This is a genomic window from Pseudoalteromonas sp. 120-MNA-CIBAN-0494, from assembly GCF_040308885.1.
GTDB lineage: Bacteria > Pseudomonadota > Gammaproteobacteria > Enterobacterales > Alteromonadaceae > Pseudoalteromonas > Pseudoalteromonas nigrifaciens.
On sequence record NZ_JBEOOE010000002.1, the window covers coordinates 57,635 to 75,345 of the forward strand.

General features: G+C 41.6%; 13 protein-coding genes. 6 read left to right on the forward strand and 7 right to left on the reverse strand.

Annotation, left to right across the window (positions count from 1 at the left end; genetic code table 11):
* Positions 1-159: 159 nt before the first annotated feature.
* The 4 genes from gcvP to AAEY55_RS01970 all read right to left on the reverse strand — a co-directional run bounded on the left by gcvP (position 160) and on the right by AAEY55_RS01970 (position 5,505).
* Positions 160-3,051: an aminomethyl-transferring glycine dehydrogenase gene (gcvP, locus tag AAEY55_RS01955; protein WP_089368720.1), complete on the reverse strand. Its 2,892-nt coding sequence runs from the start codon at positions 3,049-3,051 to the stop codon at positions 160-162.
* Between the two features lie 164 nt (positions 3,052-3,215).
* Entirely contained in the window at positions 3,216-3,605 is a 390-nt protein-coding gene (gcvH, locus tag AAEY55_RS01960) for a glycine cleavage system protein GcvH (protein ID WP_011329122.1), read from the reverse strand.
* Positions 3,606-3,664: 59 nt separating this feature from the next.
* Positions 3,665-4,747 carry a glycine cleavage system aminomethyltransferase GcvT gene (gene gcvT / locus AAEY55_RS01965; protein ID WP_350549877.1) on the reverse strand — a complete coding sequence of 361 codons (1,083 nt, stop codon included), beginning with the start codon at positions 4,745-4,747 and terminating at the stop codon, positions 3,665-3,667.
* A gap of 158 nt (positions 4,748-4,905) precedes the next feature.
* Entirely contained in the window at positions 4,906-5,505 is a 600-nt protein-coding gene (locus tag AAEY55_RS01970; RefSeq protein ID WP_350549880.1) for a hypothetical protein, read from the reverse strand.
* A gap of 127 nt (positions 5,506-5,632) precedes the next feature.
* On the opposite strand from AAEY55_RS01970, the gene AAEY55_RS01975 reads away from it, so the two are divergent.
* Entirely contained in the window at positions 5,633-6,478 is an 846-nt protein-coding gene (locus tag AAEY55_RS01975) for a LysR family transcriptional regulator (RefSeq protein ID WP_011329125.1), read from the forward strand.
* Positions 6,479-6,651: 173 nt separating this feature from the next.
* A complete protein-coding gene (locus AAEY55_RS01980; RefSeq protein ID WP_350549883.1) occupies positions 6,652-8,808 on the forward strand; it encodes a TonB-dependent receptor domain-containing protein in 2,157 nt (718 codons plus the stop codon).
* 286 nt (positions 8,809-9,094) lie between these two features.
* On the opposite strand, the gene rlmB is transcribed toward AAEY55_RS01980, so the two are convergent.
* The 3 genes from rlmB to AAEY55_RS01995 all read right to left on the reverse strand — a co-directional run bounded on the left by rlmB (position 9,095) and on the right by AAEY55_RS01995 (position 13,319).
* Positions 9,095-9,838 carry a 23S rRNA (guanosine(2251)-2'-O)-methyltransferase RlmB gene (gene rlmB, locus AAEY55_RS01985; protein WP_011329127.1) on the reverse strand — a complete coding sequence of 248 codons (744 nt, stop codon included), beginning with the start codon at positions 9,836-9,838 and terminating at the stop codon, positions 9,095-9,097.
* Positions 9,835-12,327 (reverse strand): ribonuclease R, encoded by a 2,493-nt coding sequence (rnr, locus tag AAEY55_RS01990; protein ID WP_350549886.1) that lies wholly within the window; start codon positions 12,325-12,327, stop codon positions 9,835-9,837. The genes rlmB and rnr overlap by 4 nt, the downstream gene beginning before the upstream one ends.
* 257 nt (positions 12,328-12,584) lie before the next feature.
* Positions 12,585-13,319, reverse strand: a complete 735-nt coding sequence (locus tag AAEY55_RS01995; protein ID WP_086993265.1) for an enoyl-CoA hydratase/isomerase family protein — start codon at positions 13,317-13,319, stop codon at positions 12,585-12,587.
* A gap of 311 nt (positions 13,320-13,630) precedes the next feature.
* Between AAEY55_RS01995 and AAEY55_RS02000 the strand changes: the two genes are divergently transcribed.
* The 4 genes from AAEY55_RS02000 (at position 13,631) to queG (ending at position 17,680) form a co-directional block, all read left to right on the forward strand.
* The gene (locus tag AAEY55_RS02000; RefSeq protein ID WP_182676461.1) at positions 13,631-14,497 is read left to right on the forward strand and encodes a DMT family transporter; all 867 of its coding nucleotides are present in this window, start codon (positions 13,631-13,633) and stop codon (positions 14,495-14,497) included.
* Positions 14,494-15,186 carry a glycerophosphodiester phosphodiesterase family protein gene (locus AAEY55_RS02005; RefSeq protein WP_197181786.1) on the forward strand — a complete coding sequence of 231 codons (693 nt, stop codon included), beginning with the start codon at positions 14,494-14,496 and terminating at the stop codon, positions 15,184-15,186. Before AAEY55_RS02000 ends, AAEY55_RS02005 begins: the two co-directional genes overlap by 4 nt.
* Before the next feature lie 24 nt (positions 15,187-15,210).
* Positions 15,211-16,431, forward strand: a complete 1,221-nt coding sequence (locus AAEY55_RS02010; protein ID WP_350549891.1) for a methyl-accepting chemotaxis protein — start codon at positions 15,211-15,213, stop codon at positions 16,429-16,431.
* Positions 16,432-16,540: 109 nt separating this feature from the next.
* Positions 16,541-17,680, forward strand: coding sequence for a tRNA epoxyqueuosine(34) reductase QueG (gene queG / locus AAEY55_RS02015; protein WP_220488969.1), 1,140 nt, complete (start codon positions 16,541-16,543; stop codon positions 17,678-17,680).
* Positions 17,681-17,711: the final 31 nt, after the last annotated feature.

Genomic DNA, 17,711 nt, shown 5'->3' on the forward strand with positions numbered 1-17,711 from the left:
AAGTATATTTGTGATTTGTTGGGTTTCGTTTCACTCTTCCCAACCTACGCGCATATTATTTATGACGAATTACTATGCACAAAAAAGCCGTTGCATTACTGCAACGGCTTTTATAATTTTGATAAATTTCCACTCTACAGTAGAAATTTTTTCAAAAAATTAATCGCGGTATGTCTCAACCGGTGGGCAAGCACACACTAAGTTACGGTCGCCGTATACGTCGTCAATACGTGTTACGGTTGGCCAGAACTTGTTTTTAGCCACGCTTGGCACTGGGAATGCTGCGTAAAAACGGTCGTATGCACGGTCCCATTCGTTACCTAACACGTCGCCTTGGGTGTGCGGTGCAAACACTAACGGGTTGTTTTCGATTGACCATTCGCCAGAGATTACTTTGTCGATTTCGCTCTTAATTGACACCATTGCTTCGATGAAGCGGTCGATCTCAACCTTAGACTCAGACTCGGTAGGCTCTATCATTAACGTGCCCGCTACTGGGAACGACATAGTAGGTGAATGGAAACCGTAGTCTTGTAGGCGTTTAGCTACGTCCATTTCAGTAATACCCGACAACTCTTTAAGCGGACGCAAGTCAACAATACATTCGTGCGCAACACGGTTGTTACGGCCACGGTATAAAATTGGAAAGTGCTTGCTTAGCTCATGCGTTAAGTAGTTAGCATTTACAATTGCCATTTCAGTGGCTTGTTTTAAGCCCTCTGAGCCCATCATGGTAATGTAAGCCCACGAAATAGGTAAAATAGACGCTGAACCATATGGCGCTGCCGATACCGCTCCGTTACCTTCGTTAGTACCTGGTACGTTAATAATGCTGTGGTTAGGCATAAATGGCGCAAGGTGCGATTTAACACCAATTGGGCCAACACCTGGGCCACCGCCACCGTGTGGAATACAAAAGGTTTTATGCAAGTTTAAGTGCGATACGTCTGAGCCAATAAAGCCTGGGCTAGTTACGCCAACTTGCGCGTTCATGTTTGCGCCGTCCATGTAAACTTGGCCGCCGTGCTGATGAATAATGTCGCAAATTTCACGAATTGTTTCTTCGTATACGCCGTGTGTAGATGGGTAAGTGATCATAATACACGATAAGTTTTCGGCTACCGCTTCTGCTTTCGCTTTAAGATCGGCCATGTCTACGTTACCGTTTTTATCACAATCAACCACCACAATTTTCATGCTGGCCATTTGTGCCGACGCTGGGTTAGTACCATGCGCCGAGCTTGGAATTAAACATACGTTACGGTGTGCATCCCCGCGTGACTCGTGGTATTTACGAATGGCAATTAAGCCTGCGTATTCACCTTGAGCACCTGAGTTAGGTTGCAATGAAACCGCATCGTAACCGGTAATGTTTACCAACCAATCATGCAGTTCGCCCATCATAATTTGATAGCCTTGTGCTTGATCTAGCGGACAAAATGGGTGCAAGTTTGAAAATTCAGGCCAGGTAATTGGGATCATCTCAGCAGTCGCGTTTAGTTTCATGGTACATGAACCTAACGAGATCATTGAGTGATTAAGCGCTAAATCTTTGTTTTCTAGGCGCTTAATATAACGCAGCATTTCAGTTTCGCTGTGGTACGAATTAAAGTTAGGGTGCGTTAATACTTCGTCATCACGCTCTAAGCTTGCTGGAATTGACGTGCTGCCATTGTTTTCAATATCGGCTGCAATTGCATCAACACTTAGGCCATGGCCTTCGCCTAATACAATATCAAATAACTGCGCTACGTCTGCACGTGTGGTGGTTTCTGATACGGCAATTGAGTATTCGCCATCGCGGTTAGTAGCAAAGTTAACACCGCTTGCTAGTGCACGCGCAATAACGTCGGCTTTGCTATCGCTTACTACCGTTAGGGTATCAAACCAGGTGTTGTGTTTAAGGCTCACGCCTTTAGCTTGTAAGCCTGCAGCTAAAATATCGGCAAAGCGATGAATACGCTGAGCAATAGTTTTTAAGCCTTGTGGGCCATGGTACACAGCGTAAAACGCTGCCATGTTGGCAAGTAATACTTGCGCGGTACAAATGTTTGAGTTGGCTTTGTCGCGGCGAATGTGTTGCTCACGCGTTTGCATTGCCATACGCAGTGCATCGTTACCTAAACGGTCTTTAGATACGCCAATAATACGACCTGGTAATGAACGTTTGTACGCGTCACGTGTTGCAAAAAATGCAGCATGTGGGCCACCGTAACCCATAGGTACACCAAAACGCTGCGCCGAACCTAATACTACGTCTGCGCCTAATTTACCCGGTGCTTTTAATAGTAATAAACTCATAATGTCGGCAGCAACACAGGCAATTGCCTTTTTGCTTTGTACGCCAGCAATTAGGTCGGTAATGTCTACCACTTCACCAGTTGTTGATGGGTATTGAAATAACGCGCCAAAAATCTCATGGTTAACAGCGTCGGCTGCTTTGCCAACAATTATTTCAAAACCAAACTGCTCGGCGCGGGTGCTTACTACGTCAATTGTTTGTGTGTGTACGTCGTCGGCAATAAAAAATGCATTGGCTTTTTTCGCTTTAGATACACGTTTTGCAAGGCCCATAGCCTCTGCTGCAGCGGTTGATTCGTCAAGTAACGATGCACTTGCTAAATCTAGGCCGGTTAAATCTAGGGTCATAGTTTGAAAGTTAAGTAACGACTCTAAACGCCCTTGCGCTATCTCTGGCTGATATGGAGTGTACGCAGTATACCAACCTGGGTTTTCTAGTACGTTACGTAAAATTACGTGCGGTACATGTGTTGGGTGGTAGCCTTGGCCAATATACGATTTGAAAACTTTATTTTTGCTTGCTACTGATTTTAAGTAGCTTAGTGTTTCAACTTCGGTGCGGCTTTCGCCCACGGTTAAAGGCTGCTCAAGGCGAATACCTGCAGGTACAGTTTGACCGATCAGCTCTTCAACACTCGATACTTCAAGCGCGCTAAGCATATCGCTTACTTGCGCTGGGCTTGGCCCAATATGGCGGCGAATAAAATCTTGCGTTTGCTCTAACTGCTCAAGAGATTTGGCGTTTGACATGTGTCCAGATTCCTATGATCCAAAAAATGTGATTATTACTAATGGGTAACCAGCAATAACTTAAAATTAATATGATTTAATAACTTACAGTGTATGGAAAGGTAAGCAGCAAAATCATAAAAGCCCCAATGTTTTAAATAATGGGGCTTTTTACTCACTAAAGATTAATCTTCGTCAATAGTGTTTGCGTAGTCTTCTGCATTTAGTAGGTTTTCAAGCTCAGACTCGTCTGATGCTTTAATGCGAAATAACCAGCCGTCACCAAACGCGTCAGTGTTAACTGTTTCTGGTGCGTCTTCTAGCTCTTCGTTAATTGCAACAATTTCGCCACCAATTGGTGCGTAAATGTCTGATGCTGCTTTTACCGATTCTGCTACTGCACACTCTTCGCCTGCATCTACTTCGTCGCCTACTTCTGGAAGTTCTACGAATACCATGTCGCCAAGTAACTCTTGCGCATGTTCAGTAATACCAACAGTAAACGTACCGTCACCTTCGTTGCGAACCCACTCGTGTGAAGAGGCATACTTTAACTCGCTAGGGATATTGCTCATTTTGTTTTGTCCTTTGGTTTATATTGGGTGATAGCACCAAAATTAAATTTATTTATACTTTAAAGTATTGATTTACCGTTACGTACAAAGCCAGGCTTTACTACTTTTACGGTAACTAATTTTTTACGCATTTCTACCTGAGCGGTGTCGCCCGTTGAACGTGGTACACGTGCAAGCGCTACACTGTAACCCAGTGTTGGTGAAAAAGTGCCAGAAGTAATAACACCTTCGCCACCATCAACAATTACTTTAGAGCCACTGCGCAAGATACCTTTTTCTTCTAGCACTAGGCCTACTTGTTTATCAGTGCTTTGCTCGGCGCGTTGTTGTACTAGTACATCACGGCCAATAAAGTCACGGCTTTGTGGTTCCCATGCAATAGTCCAAGCCATGTTAGCCGCTAGTGGCGATACACTTTCGTCCATATCTAGGCCATAAAGGTTCATGCCTGCTTCTAAACGTAGCGTGTCGCGTGCGCCTAAACCAGCTGGTGCAACTCCTGCGTCTAACAGTTGTTGCCATAAATCGGCAGCTTGCTCTTTTGGCACTACAATTTCGTAACCGTCTTCGCCAGTATAACCCGTTGTGGCAATAAATAAATCACCTGTTTGCACGCCAAAAAACGGTTTCATACCCTCTATTGCTGCATTTTGCTCAGCAGTTAATAATGTGGCAGTTTTAGCTTTAGCGTTAGGGCCTTGCACTGCAATCATGCCAAATTCGTTACGCTCTGTAACGGTAACAGCAAAATCGGCTGATATTTTAGCAAGGTGAGCTAAGTCTTTTTCGCGAGTTGCTGAGTTAACAACTAGGCGGTAAGAAGTGTCACTGAAAAAGTAAATTATTAAGTCGTCAATTACGCCGCCTTGCTCATTTAGCATTGGGGTATATAACGCTTTACCAGGTACGGTAAGTTTAGCAACATCGTTTGCTACTAGTTTTTGTAAAAATGCTTGTGCTTGCTCGCCTTGTATATCAACAATGGTCATGTGCGACACGTCAAACATACCGGCATCATTGCGTACTGCATTGTGCTCTTCTATTTGCGAGCCATAGTTAATAGGCATTTCCCAGCCATGAAAATCAACCATTTTAGCGCCCGCTTCAAGGTGCTTAGCATAAAGTACTGTTTTAGAAGTCATGATATTCCTTCACTTTTAAATTAACCCAGTTATTTGGGCGTGGCCTCAATTTAATGAGGGGGGAATAATATGGCCTGCGTTTAACGCCTGCCAAATTGTAATTAAACACAGCCAAATATTAATACTAAGCTGTGAGCACCCAAGTTAGGGTGAATATTTTACGCTGCGGCGCCTTGAATAAGGGCAAAGCCTTGGGCTTGCATATACTCTTGCCACTTTTGCAGCTCAGGGGTTTTAGCCACCAGCACAAATTGTTGCTGGTCGTTTTTATTTATGGCTGTGATAAATACGTCACCGCTTTGCGTACCGTAACATAATTGCGCATCTGAAAGACGTAAACCCGGTGTTAATTTAAAGGCTTCTACAATTGAGTCAAAGGCATTACTGCCGCTTAAAATAAAGCTTGCTAGGTCGGTACGCAAAACATAATCAATGTCATAACGCAGTTGTTGCTCGTTTATAAGTGCTTGTAATTGCTGGCTGGCGCAGTGCGGTAATATAAATCTAAAGGCGGTTTCGCTAAAGCAGTAAACGGCATAACTATAATCAGAGTTAAAGTCGCCATCAAGGGTGCCAATTAAGCCCAAGCCACTGGCCGTTAATTTAGTTAAATCGTGGCCTAGTATATTACTTAAAAATACCGATGCTTCGGTGCCGCTAAAGTCTATTACAACGTGGTTGTTGCTGGCCTGCAAAGAATTAATAACCGCGCTGTTAGCTTTGCTATGGCGGGCAAACATAATGGGGCTAAAAGTCATAACAAACACCTATCAAACTTATAATATCAAAAGTATATTGCTCCCGCTGTACAACAACAAATTGTAATTATTAATCAATTGATAAATAATGCTTATATATATGGCGATATTAATTGTGATTTTAAATATGAAAAACATTTCAACAGATAGTTTACGCACTTTTGTAATGGTAGTAGAGGCCAGCGGCTTTGCTAAAGCCGGCGATTTACTTGGCTTATCGCAACCTGCGGTTAGCCTGCAAATAAAGCGCTTAGAAGATTTGCTTGGTTATAAATTATTTAAAAAGCAAGGCCAACGCCAAGTGCTTAATCAATATGGCGAGCTATTATTGCCAATGGCTAAACAAATGATGCAACACAACGATGCCATTTTGCAGCTATTTACCTCAGAAAGTATTACCGGCCGAGTTCGTTTGGGTATTCCAAGCGAATTTGCAGCGCGTATTCTGCCCTCTATTATTGGCGACTTTGTAGCTTTATACCCAGAGGTATCGCTGGAAGTTAAATCGCGTTTAAGTAAGCATTTATTATCGCAAGAACGCCAAGATCAGTTTGATTTAGTACTGGCACTCAACGAGCAGCTCGACTCGGAGCAATTTCCTATTTTTAAGCAAGATCAGCTAGTATGGGTGGGCGACTTGTCGCTAGCACAAAACGACACTGTTACTTTGGTCACCGCTCCCGAGGGGTGTATTTACAGACGCCGAGCTATTGAGGCGCTAGAAAGGTCGGGAATAAAGTATCGTATTGTGTATAGCAACGCCGATTTAACCGGGCTTATTGCTGCGCTAAAAGAAGGTTTAGGCATTACAGTGCTGGCTAAAAGTACTGTACCTAACGAGCTAAATTACCAACTTAAAACCAAATTTTTACCATCCTTGGGTGATATTGGCATTAGCTTAGTAAAAACGGCCAGTGAGCCAGAAAACGCCGTTTTTAAATTGGCCGAATTTATTAAGCTTCGCTTAGGCTAACCTGCTTTATACACATACTAGCTAACAAACCTTCATATATTAAAAGTTATATATATGAAGATTTTTAGTTATAAGAACTTACATATGCAAACACTGAATAACATTGATTCTCATTCGTTAACGTGTTTAAATTGCGCCAATTTAGTTAATTGACCCAATTTAGGATAGTCTCAATGACACATAAGTTTTTAGTATCTACCCTTGCAACTGCGGTTGCCTTGTCTATTAGTGCAACTGCAATGGCAAAAGATATGGGTAAGGTAGAGCGTAACTTTGAACAAATTACAGTTATAGGCTCACAACAAGCTATTAACGATATTCCAGGCTCTGCAACGTTTATTTCGGATGCTGAACTGCAAAAGTTTGAATTTACCGACATTTCTCGTGTTTTAGCCTCTGTACCGGGTGTTTACGTACAAGAAGAAGACGGCTACGGCCTGCGCCCTAATATAGGTATGCGCGGAACTGGCACTGGTCGTAACGACAAAATATCAGTAATGGAAGATGGTGTACTTGTAGCACCTGCGCCTTACTCGGCTCCTTCGGCTTATTACTTCCCTACTATGGGTCGTATGGAGTCTATTGAAGTATTAAAAGGTGCTGCATCGGTTAAATATGGTCCACGTACCACAGGTGGCGTTTTAAACTTATTATCGCGCAGCTTACCAACCGAGCCTAATAGCTCAACAGGCATGCTTGATGCTGCCCTAGGTAGCGATGGCTACTATAAAGGCCATGCTTATTTTGCCAAAGAAAAAAACAATACCGCGGGTTTAATTGAAGTATTTACCTACGGCGCAGATGGGTTTAAAGACCTGCCAGTTGGCGATGACAACACTGGCTTTGAAAAAACTGATTTACTATTAAAGTTAGGCCATACATTTGGTAAAAATGACGCGCATAACCTTGAGCTAAAAATTAAGTATTCAGACGAGACATCAGACGAAACTTACATGGGCTTAACCGATGCAGATTACCAAGCAACGCCATACCGTCGTTATGCGGCATCGCAAAATGATGAAATGAATACCCGCCACAATGCTTATCAACTTAACTATGCATATCGCTTTGGTGCAGGTTATGAACTACTTGCTACGGCATATTTAAACGACTTTCATCGTAACTGGTATAAAGCCAGCAAAGTAAGCGAAAGCTACCTTGAGCAATACAGCGAGTTTGAAGCCAACCCTACCGCACAAGGTATTGAAGGCATTGCTATAAAAGCAAATAACCGCGACTACCAAGCTAAAGGGATTCAGTCTGAGCTGCATATTCCTGCTGGAAATCACTATATAACTGTGGGTATGCGTTACCATGAAGACGAAATGGATCGCTTTCAGTGGCAAGACGAGTACACGCTTAATCAAGATTTAAGCATGACACTAACAGAACGCGGAGTACCGGGTTCAGACAGTAACCGCGTAGATAGTGCCACTGCACGTACTTTATTTATTCAAGACGAATGGACACTAGATGCATTAGTGATCAGTGCTGGCCTGCGCTTCGAAGACATTACGATTACCCGTGAAGAGTGGGCAAAGTCGGATCCTACACGTAGCAATGGTTTAACTAAAAATGTGTCGAACGACACCGAAATTTTAGTGCCGTCACTCGGTGCAACTTACACAGTAAACGACAACATCACTCTACTTGCTGGTATTCAACAAGGTTATGCACCAGCCGCGCCAGGTAATGCCGACCAAGAAGAAGAAAAAAGTGTAAATATTGAATTTGGTTCACGCTATAACGTAAGCGGTATTAATGGTGAAATTATTGCGTTTTATTCTGATTACGACAACATGCACGGTAATTGTACTGCCGCTGTAGGGTGTAGCGATGAGAACATTGGCGATCAATATAACTATGGTGAAGTAGCTGTTTCTGGCGTTGAATTTAGTGCAGGCCATACTTTTAACACCGATACTGTTATGTTCCCGGTTAAGTTAACTTACACCTACACAGATTCTGAATTTAAAAACACTTTTGATTCAGAAATTTGGGGCACAGTAGAAAAAGGCGACGCTATGCCTTACGTGCCAAAAAACCAAGTAGCACTCTCTATGGGTGCTGAATTATCAGCATTTGTTGTACACAGCCAACTGCGCTATGTATCTGACTCACATGCAGATTTAACCGACTCTGGCTTAAATGCGATTAATAGCCGTGTGGTATGGGATTTAGCCGCTAAATACCGCATCGACGACAATCAAAAAGTATACTTAAGCGTTGATAACTTGTTTGATAAAACCTACATTGCTAATCGTGCTAATGGCGGTATTCAACCAGGTAAGCCTCGTACCCTACAGTTGGGCTACACTTACAGCTTTTAAGCTTTAAGCTGGTTAAACGGCTCACTAACAGCGTTAATAATTTTTTATGTAGGAAACACTACACATCTAAATTATTGCCTTGTTATTGAACCGTTTACCTGCGCTTTTAAGGCAATACTGCTTACTAACAGCGTTAGTAATTTTTATGTAGGAAACACTACACATCTAAATTATTGCCTTGTTATTGAACCGTTTATAACAACTGCACTAAATTACGAACACAAAAAAACCGAGGTTGAATTTTCAACCTCGGTTTTTTTATTGCTTCAACGAGCCAGTTAATAACTTAGTTATTAACGCTACGTTGGCGTAATACTTCAAATAAACAAATACCTGTGGCTACCGATACGTTTAAGCTTGAAACCGTTCCCGCCATAGGTATTTTAACTAACAAATCGCAATGCTCGCGGGTTAAACGGCGCATGCCTTCGCCTTCGGCACCCATAACAATAGCCATTGGCCCTGTTAAGCTGGCATCAAATACGTGGTTATCTGTTTCGCCTGCAGTGCCTACAACCCAAACACCAGCGTCTTTAATTTCGCGCAATGTACGTGCAAGGTTAGTAACCTGAATAAGCGGTACTGTTTCGGCTGCGCCACAGGCAACTTTACGCGCTGTGCCGTTAAGCTTAGCTGAGCGATCTTTAGGTACAATTACAGCATGTACGCCAGCGGCGTCGGCACTACGTAAACATGCACCTAAGTTATGCGGATCAGTAATGCCATCAAGCACTAACAAAAATGGAGTATCTTCACGTGCAATAATCGCATCAAGATCTTTTTCGTTAAACGTTGGTGCTGCTTTTACGTTGGCAATAATACCTTGATGCTGCTCGCCTTTTGATTTGCTATCAAGGGCTTTGCGTTGCATGTACTGTACTGAAATACCAAATTTAAGTGCTTCATCAATAATCGGGGTTGAGCGTTTATCGTCACGCCCTTTAAGCGCGTAAATTTCTACAAAACGCTCTGGTTCGCTTGCTAAAATCGCTTCAACAGAATGAAAACCAAAAATTAATTCATTACTCACGTATTTTCTGCTCCTGGGGTATTACGTTTGCGGGCATTTTTGCCTACTCTTTTAGGCTTTTTAACGGCCTTTTTTTTCGGTTTTTTATTTGCTGTGGCATCTACTGCTTTTTTGTCTGCTGGTTGAGTTGCCGACTTATTTGCAGGTTTACCTTTATCTTTGCTTGCTGGCCTTTTTTTACCTTTAGGTTTTTCATCGCCATGCGATTTTTTACCCGGTACTTTGCCTGCTTTTAACTGTGAACGTACACTCGCAGGTGCATGCTCAGATTTATCAGTGCCTTTTGGCCCACGGCGGCGCGTGTATCGGTCTTGCGCTTTATCGCCTTTAAGGGTTAAGTTTATGCGTCTGTCTTCTAAGCTAACCGATGCAACACTTACCGTTACTTTATCGCCAAGGCGATATACTTTGTGCGTTTGCTCGCCTATTAAACAATGTTTTGCGGCATCATGGGCAAAAAATTCATTGCCTAAGTTGGCAACATGAATAAGGCCATCAATTTGCAAATCATCTAAACGAATGAATAAACCAAAATTGGTTACCGATGAAATAACACCATCAAACTCAGTGCCAACGTGATCTTGCATAAACTCACATTTTAACCAATCGGCTACTTCGCGAGTAGCATCGTCGGCGCGGCGCTCTGTGGTAGAACACTGCTCACCTAACTTATCTACTTCGTCATCTGTGTATGCGTATTCGCCTGAAGTATGTTGGCCTTGTGCTTTTAGTACCGCTTTTATAGCACGATGCACTACTAAGTCGGGGTAACGACGAATTGGTGAAGTAAAGTGCGCATAAGCAGATAAGGCTAAACCAAAGTGGCCTATGTTATCTGGTTGATACACAGCTTGCTTCATTGAGCGCAGCAGCATGGTTTGAATAAGCTCTGCTTCTGGGCGATCGCCTAAACGAGCTAGTACTTGAGTAATTTCTTTAGGTGTTGGCTCGTCGCTTAACGTGCTCTCAATACCAAGTTCGCCTAAAAACTTAGTAAAGTTACCTAGTTTTTCGCTATCTGGCTCGTCATGCACACGAAATAGCGTGCTGGCTTCGTGTTTTTCAAGTAATTTAGCCGCCGATACGTTGGCTAAAATCATACATTCTTCAATAAGTTTGTGCGCATCGTTACGAATAACCGGCACTATCGATTCTATTTTACGCTGTGCGTTAAATACAAAACGAGTTTCGAGAGTTTCAAACTCAATTGCACCACGCTCTTGGCGAGCCGATTTAAGCGCTAAATACATTTGCTGTAAATCGGTTAAATGTGGCACTACATGCGCATATTCTTTACGTAGTTTCTCATCGTTTTGTAAAATGGCATTTACTTTGGTGTAAGTTAAACGTGCATGCGAATTCATTATCGCTTCGTAAAACTTATAACCCGAAAGCTTGCCCGAATCTGACACTGTCATTTCGGCAACCATACATAAGCGGTCAACTTCAGGGTTAAGCGAACATAAGCCGTTAGACAATACTTTAGGCAGCATAGGAATTACTTGCTCAGGAAAATACACTGAGTTACCGCGCTCTATGGCTTCTTTGTTTAGCGGGGTGTTCATACCTACGTAATGCGACACATCGGCAATAGCAACCCATAAACGCCAACCACCTGACTTTTTAGGCTCACAATAAACGGCATCATCAAAGTCGCGTGCGTCTTCGCCATCTATGGTTACTAAAGGTAGGTCGCGTAAATCTACGCGGTTTTGCTTGTCAGCCTCGTCAACAAATTCGCCAAGGTGGGCTACTTGCGCTTCAACTTCTTCAGGCCAAACGTGCGGAATATCGTGGTTACGCAGGGCAACTTCTATTTCCATACCTGGGGCTAAATGCTCGCCAAGTACGTCAATTACTTTACCTACCGCGTTCATATTTCGGGTGGGGTTTTGCGTTATTTTAACTTGCACCATTTGGTTATGGCGCGCGCCGTTTTCGCTTCCCGGTAAAATCATTATGTCTTGGGTAATACGCGGATCTTCGGCAACCACAACGGCAATACCATGCTCAACAAAATAGCGGCCAACAATAGGCGCGCGCTCGTTGGTAAGTACTTTTATAATACGTGCATCGCATTTTGAGCCAGAGCCACGTTTAGTGCCTTTAGCAAGTACAATGTCGCCATGTAACACCATGTTCATTTGGTGCTTAGCAATAAACCAATCTTTATTCTCGCCTTCAACTTCTAAAAAGCCAAAACCGTCTCTGTGGCCTACTACTTTGCCTTTAGTTAAACCGGCTTCGTCAATTAGGGCGTAACATTTATGCTTATTAAAATACAGCTGACCGTCACGTTCCATAGCACGAAGGCGGCGTTTAAATGCGATTTGCCGTTCTTCATCGTTTACCGCTAGTTCTTCACATAACTGTGCATAGTTAGCAGGTTTTGAACGCTCTTGAAGGTGAGTAAGTATAAACTCACGGCTAGGGACTGGGTTTTCGTACTTTTCTTGTTCTCGACTGAGATTTGGATCTTGGTTTGACATTCACTATCTTGTTAGTTTGGTTATGTAGGTATTTTAACCCATATAGCTAAAATGAGACAGGTAAAAGCTATTAAACTTTTAATAAAGCACTTTTACCTTACTTTTTGTATTTAAAAACTTAGCCTAACCGGGCTTAACCCGCCCTTAATTTTGTGGCGGGTTTATTCTGCTATAAGTTAAAATTAGTAACTAAAATTAGTAACTAAAATTAGTAGCTCAAACAAACTCATCAAGGCCTGTTTGACGCTAAGTTAGAATTATTTTTGCTGTAAATTTTTCCATAACAATTTACTGATATTATCGATAAAGATCGGATCTTCTGTTTCCATGGTTAACACTATTTGTTTATTCATTTGGGTTTTATTTTGAGCGTAAATCCAACGGTTTTTATTAAACTGTTGTGCAAAGCCCAGCGCACCTGCTTGTAATTGAGCTTCATCGGCAAAAATAGCTTCTACTACTTTGTTATCTAATAACTCTTGTGCCCCTACTCGCATACCCGACATAGCTAAACGGTTAAAAAAGGCTTGTGGAATAGCTTTATTAATAATAGGAAACATTGAGGGTAAAAATGGCACCATCACATCGACTTCAGGAAAACAAAAAAATCCTTTATCAGATTTCATTAGCCTAAAATCACAAGCGCAGGCCAATACTGCACCATTACCAAAAGTATGGCCGTTTAACGCGGCAATAATCGGCATAGGAAACGTAACAATGCGTTTTAATAACGCGGTTACATCGCTCATAAAGCCGGCAATTGTTTCTGGGGTATTACTCGTATTAGCCATCCACTCTAAATCGATTCCCAATGACCAATTTTTTTCACTGTTAGATGTAAGCACCACCGACTTAATATTTTTATCAGCTTCTATTTGATCAAGGTGCTGATTAAACTCAGCCAAAAACTCTGGATTATGGCGGTTTTCGGGGGTATTCATGGTTAAAACGGCCGTGCTTTCTTCGGTTTTTATTGCTATAAAACGTGTCATTTATTCCCTCATTTTTCATTATTTTAATTATTAATGCTGTTTCAGCAGCGCGTTTTTGTTATTAATACACTCAAGCTTGGTTTAGTGTTTTTACGCACAACTTTACAAATAAACGTTTAATTCCTGTATTTATCAATTTTAAACGCAGTAACCTACTAACGAGTGTAAGCTAAACGAATATTAAAAGTAAATTCGATTTTAGTTACATTACCTTAAATACAGCTAACTTTGCTTACATTTGTCACGAAAAATCAAAAATTCATCTTAACCATTGTCTGCAATATTTAGATGAGCCAACATAAGGAAATAACATGCAGTCGCAACAGCAAAGTTTAATTTACCTACACATTGCCGTATTACTCTTTGGCGGCACTGCGCTATTTGCAAAGTTAATTGGTTTAAATGCACTCGACATTACCGTGTATCGTGCAGCCATAGCCGGCATCGCTATTTTTATTTTGCTCGGCATGCAAAAAAAACCGATTAAGCTAAACCAAGGTAAAGATTACTTAATTGCCCTGTTACTCGGTGTGGCAGTAGGCATACATTGGGTAACTTATTTTGCGGGAATGCAACTTGCTGGGATCACCATTGGTATGTTGGCTTTTTTTAGCTACCCGGTAATAACCGTATTTTTAGAACCGTTTTTTCATAAAAGTAAGCCCAAAGCAAAAGACATTATTAGTGCGGCGGTAGTATTAATCGGCATTTATTTATTAATACCTAATACAAATTTAGGGAATGATGTAACACTTGGGGTGATCACTGGGGTTATTTCGGCGTTCTTTTTTGCCATTCGTAATATCATTCATAAGCGCTATTTTAATCAATACGGTGGCCCGCAAACCATGTTTTATCAAACCTTGGTTGCCAGCCTAATGCTTTGCGCGTTTATTGAAGTGCCTATTTATGCGACCACTAATCACGATTTGGTGCTTATTTTAGTTGCGGGAGTTATATTTACCGCAGCTCCACACTCATTATTTGCTGCCAGTTTAAAGCATTTATCGGCGGCAACCGCGGGGCTAATTGCTTGCCTTCAGCCACTTTACGGCACATTATTAGCTATTATTATTTTGCATGAGCGCCCCTCTATCGCCACTTTTATTGGTGGTGCATTAATTGTTAGCGCTGCTTGTTTTGAAACTTGGTCTATTGCACGGAAATCACGCCAATGAAAGTATTTGCCCATCGCGGTGCCAGTGGGCACTTTCCAGAGAACACCCAAAGCGCCATTATGGCGGCCTTACAAATAGGCGTTGACGGCATTGAAGTAGATGTACAAAGCGCACTTGATGATTACATGATCATTCACGACACTTGGCTTGATAGAACCACTAACGGCGTAGGTAAAGTGTGTAACTTTACTGCTGCTCACATTATGCAACTCAATGCTGGTAATGGCGAAAAAGTACCAACTTTACAGCAACTTTTTGATTGGAATAATAATCAAACACTCTTAAATTTAGAGCTAAAACATACTTTTAATCTTGAACAGTTTGCAGCTCAAGTTGAAAAAAACATTACAGAAAAACGCATATCAGCAGATAACATTTTAGTGTCGTCGTTCGATCATCATCAACTAGCCTGGTTAAAAAAACGCTTACCTTGGCTAAAAATGGGTGCACTAACGTCATCTATACCAATTAATTATGCAAAGTTTGCTGAAGACTTAGGCGCGTACAGTGTTCATGTAGATAAAAACTTTATAAATAAAGCCTTTGTAGATGATGCAAAACAACGTGGTTTAATAATTTATGCGTACACTGTAGACAAACAACAAGATATAAAGCTGATGCTAGATTTAGGTGTGGATGGTATTTTTACAAATTATCCGGCACAAACTAAAGCTTACTTAGGTGATTAATAATAACCAAATGGTCTGTACATAATGAGTAGCTATATGCGAATTTATAATTTTTTAGAAAAAACACTTTTTTTTACCTTAACGCGCAAAATTGTGGGTAATTTAAGTTTTGTATTTTTATTTCAGGCTATTACTTTATTTTGGCTGTATGAAAGCTTAACCCTAAACCAACAAAGTACTGGGTTATTTTGGGCATTAGCTTTAGTGATTGTGGCTGGCTTTATTTTCACCCTATTTTATATGCGATTTTTAATGGTGCGCCCAGTCAAGGCAATGCGCGACACGCTAATAAATATAAACCAGCAAGATGCAGACTTATCGGCAAAGTTACCCCATTTTACTTATGATGAGTTTCGTGAACTAAGCGAGCAATACAATCTTTTTACTACTCATTTAAATCAGCTACTAAACACAACCTACAATAGCGCCCAAGCAGGCGTGCAAAGTATCGAGCAAGTAACTCAGTCTATGCAACAGACTGAGCAATTAAGCGGACAACAAATACATTTAAGCCATACCATTATAAATGCCAGCAACCAAATAGCGCAGAGCTTACAAAATATAGTAAGTAATACCGACAGCGTGCATAAAGTAAATAATGAGCATTTAAATTTTGTTAAGCTTTCGGCAACAGAGTTGTCGGCCTTAGTGCAACAAGTAAAATTAATAACCGATATGCTAACCGGCTTTTCGGCAACTATTTCAGGCTTAAAAGAAAACAGTGAAAACATTCGTAGCATTTTAAAAATGGTGGAAGAGTTTTCTGATCAAACCAATCTACTAGCCCTAAATGCCGCCATTGAAGCAGCAAGAGCCGGTGATGCGGGACGTGGTTTTGCGGTAGTTGCCGATGAAGTGCGTACTCTTTCAATTAAGGTAAGTGGTGCAACGCGGCAAATTAGTGATTTTATAAACCAAATGAACGAGCTAGTAAACGAAACAAATAAAGAGTCAGAGCAATTAATTACTCACTCACACAATGCGCAAAAATCAATTAATAGTACTTCTAATGGTTTTACTAATATGCTTACTGAATTTGAGCATAACCAGCAACAGTTACAACAAATTGCCGAGGCTGTGCACTTACTTGAGCAAACACAAAATCAAACCCACCAATCGGTAGAGCATATTGTAGCGCTTGGCGAGCAAGCCAAACAAACCATAGATACAGCACTTAATGATTGCCAACAATCACAAACCCTCAGCCAACAAACACAACAACAACTAAAACGCTTTGTGCAGTAATACCTATTTTATTAAAAATAGGTATTTGCTAACAAGCTTATGGGTATAACAAGCGTTTTACCCATAAGCTAAATATGTTAAATTACCCAGCTATTTATTTAACCGTGTGATGCATGTGAGCGACGCAGTTCCTGATTATAAAAACCTTGCCCAACAAATTAAAGCGTGGGGACAAGAGCTTGGCTTTAGCGAAGTAGGTATTACTGATATAGACTTAAGCAAGCATGAAACGCAGCTGCAACGCTGGCTCGACGCCGGCTACCATGGCAATATGGATTACATGGCCGCTCATGGTATGAAACGCGCTCGCCCTGCTGAGTTAGTGCCCGGAACGCAGCGTGTTATTTCGGTAAAAATGAATTACCTGCCCCCCGATGCAGGTTTTGCCAAAACCCTTAAAAACTCAGAAAAAGCGTATATAAGTCGCTATGCTCTTGGCCGCGACTACCATAAATTAATGCGTAATCGCTTAAAAAAATTAGGCCAAAAAATAGAGCTCGAAATTGGCGAATACGGTTTTAGGCCTTTTGTCGACTCAGCCCCGGTACTTGAGCGCCAACTTGCTGAAAAAGCAGGCTTGGGCTGGCGCGGTAAACACTCATTACTTATTAATAAAGAAGCCGGTTCTTGGTTTTTTTTAGGTGAGTTATTTGTTGATTTACCGCTGCCCATAGATGCAGAAAACACCTTTGAAGGCTGTGGTAAATGCGTAGCTTGTATAACGCTATGCCCAACTGGCGCTATTGTTGAGCCCTACGTGGTAGATGCACGTAAGTGTATATCGTACTTAACCATTGAGCTACAAGGCCCTATTCCAGAGCAATACCGAACATTATTAGGTAACCGCATTTATGGTTGTGACGACTGCCAATTAGTTTGCCCGTGGAATCGTTATGGCCAACTTACCGACGAAAATGATTTTCATCCGCGCACCCAATTAAAAGATAAAGACCTGCTTGAGCTGTTTGCTTGGGATGAAGCCACTTTTTTAAAAAACACCGAAGGCAGCCCTATTCGTCGTATTGGCCACGAGCGTTGGTTGCGTAATTTGGCTGTAGGCTTAGGTAATGCTGAATTTAGCCCTAGCATTATTCATGCCCTAGAAGATAAAAGCTTAGCTTGCAGTGAACTGGTTTTAGAGCATATAAATTGGGCGCTGCAACAGCAACGCAATAAGCAAGGTACTATACTGCGTAAAACCGCAAGGCTTATCAGAATTGTTGAAAAAGGCCTACCCCGCGACGCTTAAATGTTTAGGTGTGGAGTAAGCACTTTTAATT

Bases quoted from the DNA above. Each gene is read 5' to 3' on its own strand.
- gcvP (WP_089368720.1), bottom strand. From the start codon at position 3,051: ATGTCAAACGCCAAATCTCTTGAGCAGTTAGAGCAAACGCAAGATTTT.
- gcvH (WP_011329122.1), bottom strand. From the start codon at position 3,605: ATGAGCAATATCCCTAGCGAGTTAAAGTATGCCTCTTCACACGAGTGG.
- gcvT (WP_350549877.1), bottom strand. From the start codon at position 4,747: ATGACTTCTAAAACAGTACTTTATGCTAAGCACCTTGAAGCGGGCGCT.
- AAEY55_RS01970 (WP_350549880.1), bottom strand. From the start codon at position 5,505: ATGACTTTTAGCCCCATTATGTTTGCCCGCCATAGCAAAGCTAACAGC.
- AAEY55_RS01975 (WP_011329125.1), top strand. From the start codon at position 5,633: ATGAAAAACATTTCAACAGATAGTTTACGCACTTTTGTAATGGTAGTA.
- AAEY55_RS01980 (WP_350549883.1), top strand. From the start codon at position 6,652: ATGACACATAAGTTTTTAGTATCTACCCTTGCAACTGCGGTTGCCTTG.
- rnr (WP_350549886.1), bottom strand. From the start codon at position 12,327: ATGTCAAACCAAGATCCAAATCTCAGTCGAGAACAAGAAAAGTACGAA.
- AAEY55_RS01995 (WP_086993265.1), bottom strand. From the start codon at position 13,319: ATGACACGTTTTATAGCAATAAAAACCGAAGAAAGCACGGCCGTTTTA.
- AAEY55_RS02000 (WP_182676461.1), top strand. From the start codon at position 13,631: ATGCAGTCGCAACAGCAAAGTTTAATTTACCTACACATTGCCGTATTA.
- AAEY55_RS02005 (WP_197181786.1), top strand. From the start codon at position 14,494: ATGAAAGTATTTGCCCATCGCGGTGCCAGTGGGCACTTTCCAGAGAAC.
- AAEY55_RS02010 (WP_350549891.1), top strand. From the start codon at position 15,211: ATGAGTAGCTATATGCGAATTTATAATTTTTTAGAAAAAACACTTTTT.
- queG (WP_220488969.1), top strand. From the start codon at position 16,541: ATGCATGTGAGCGACGCAGTTCCTGATTATAAAAACCTTGCCCAACAA.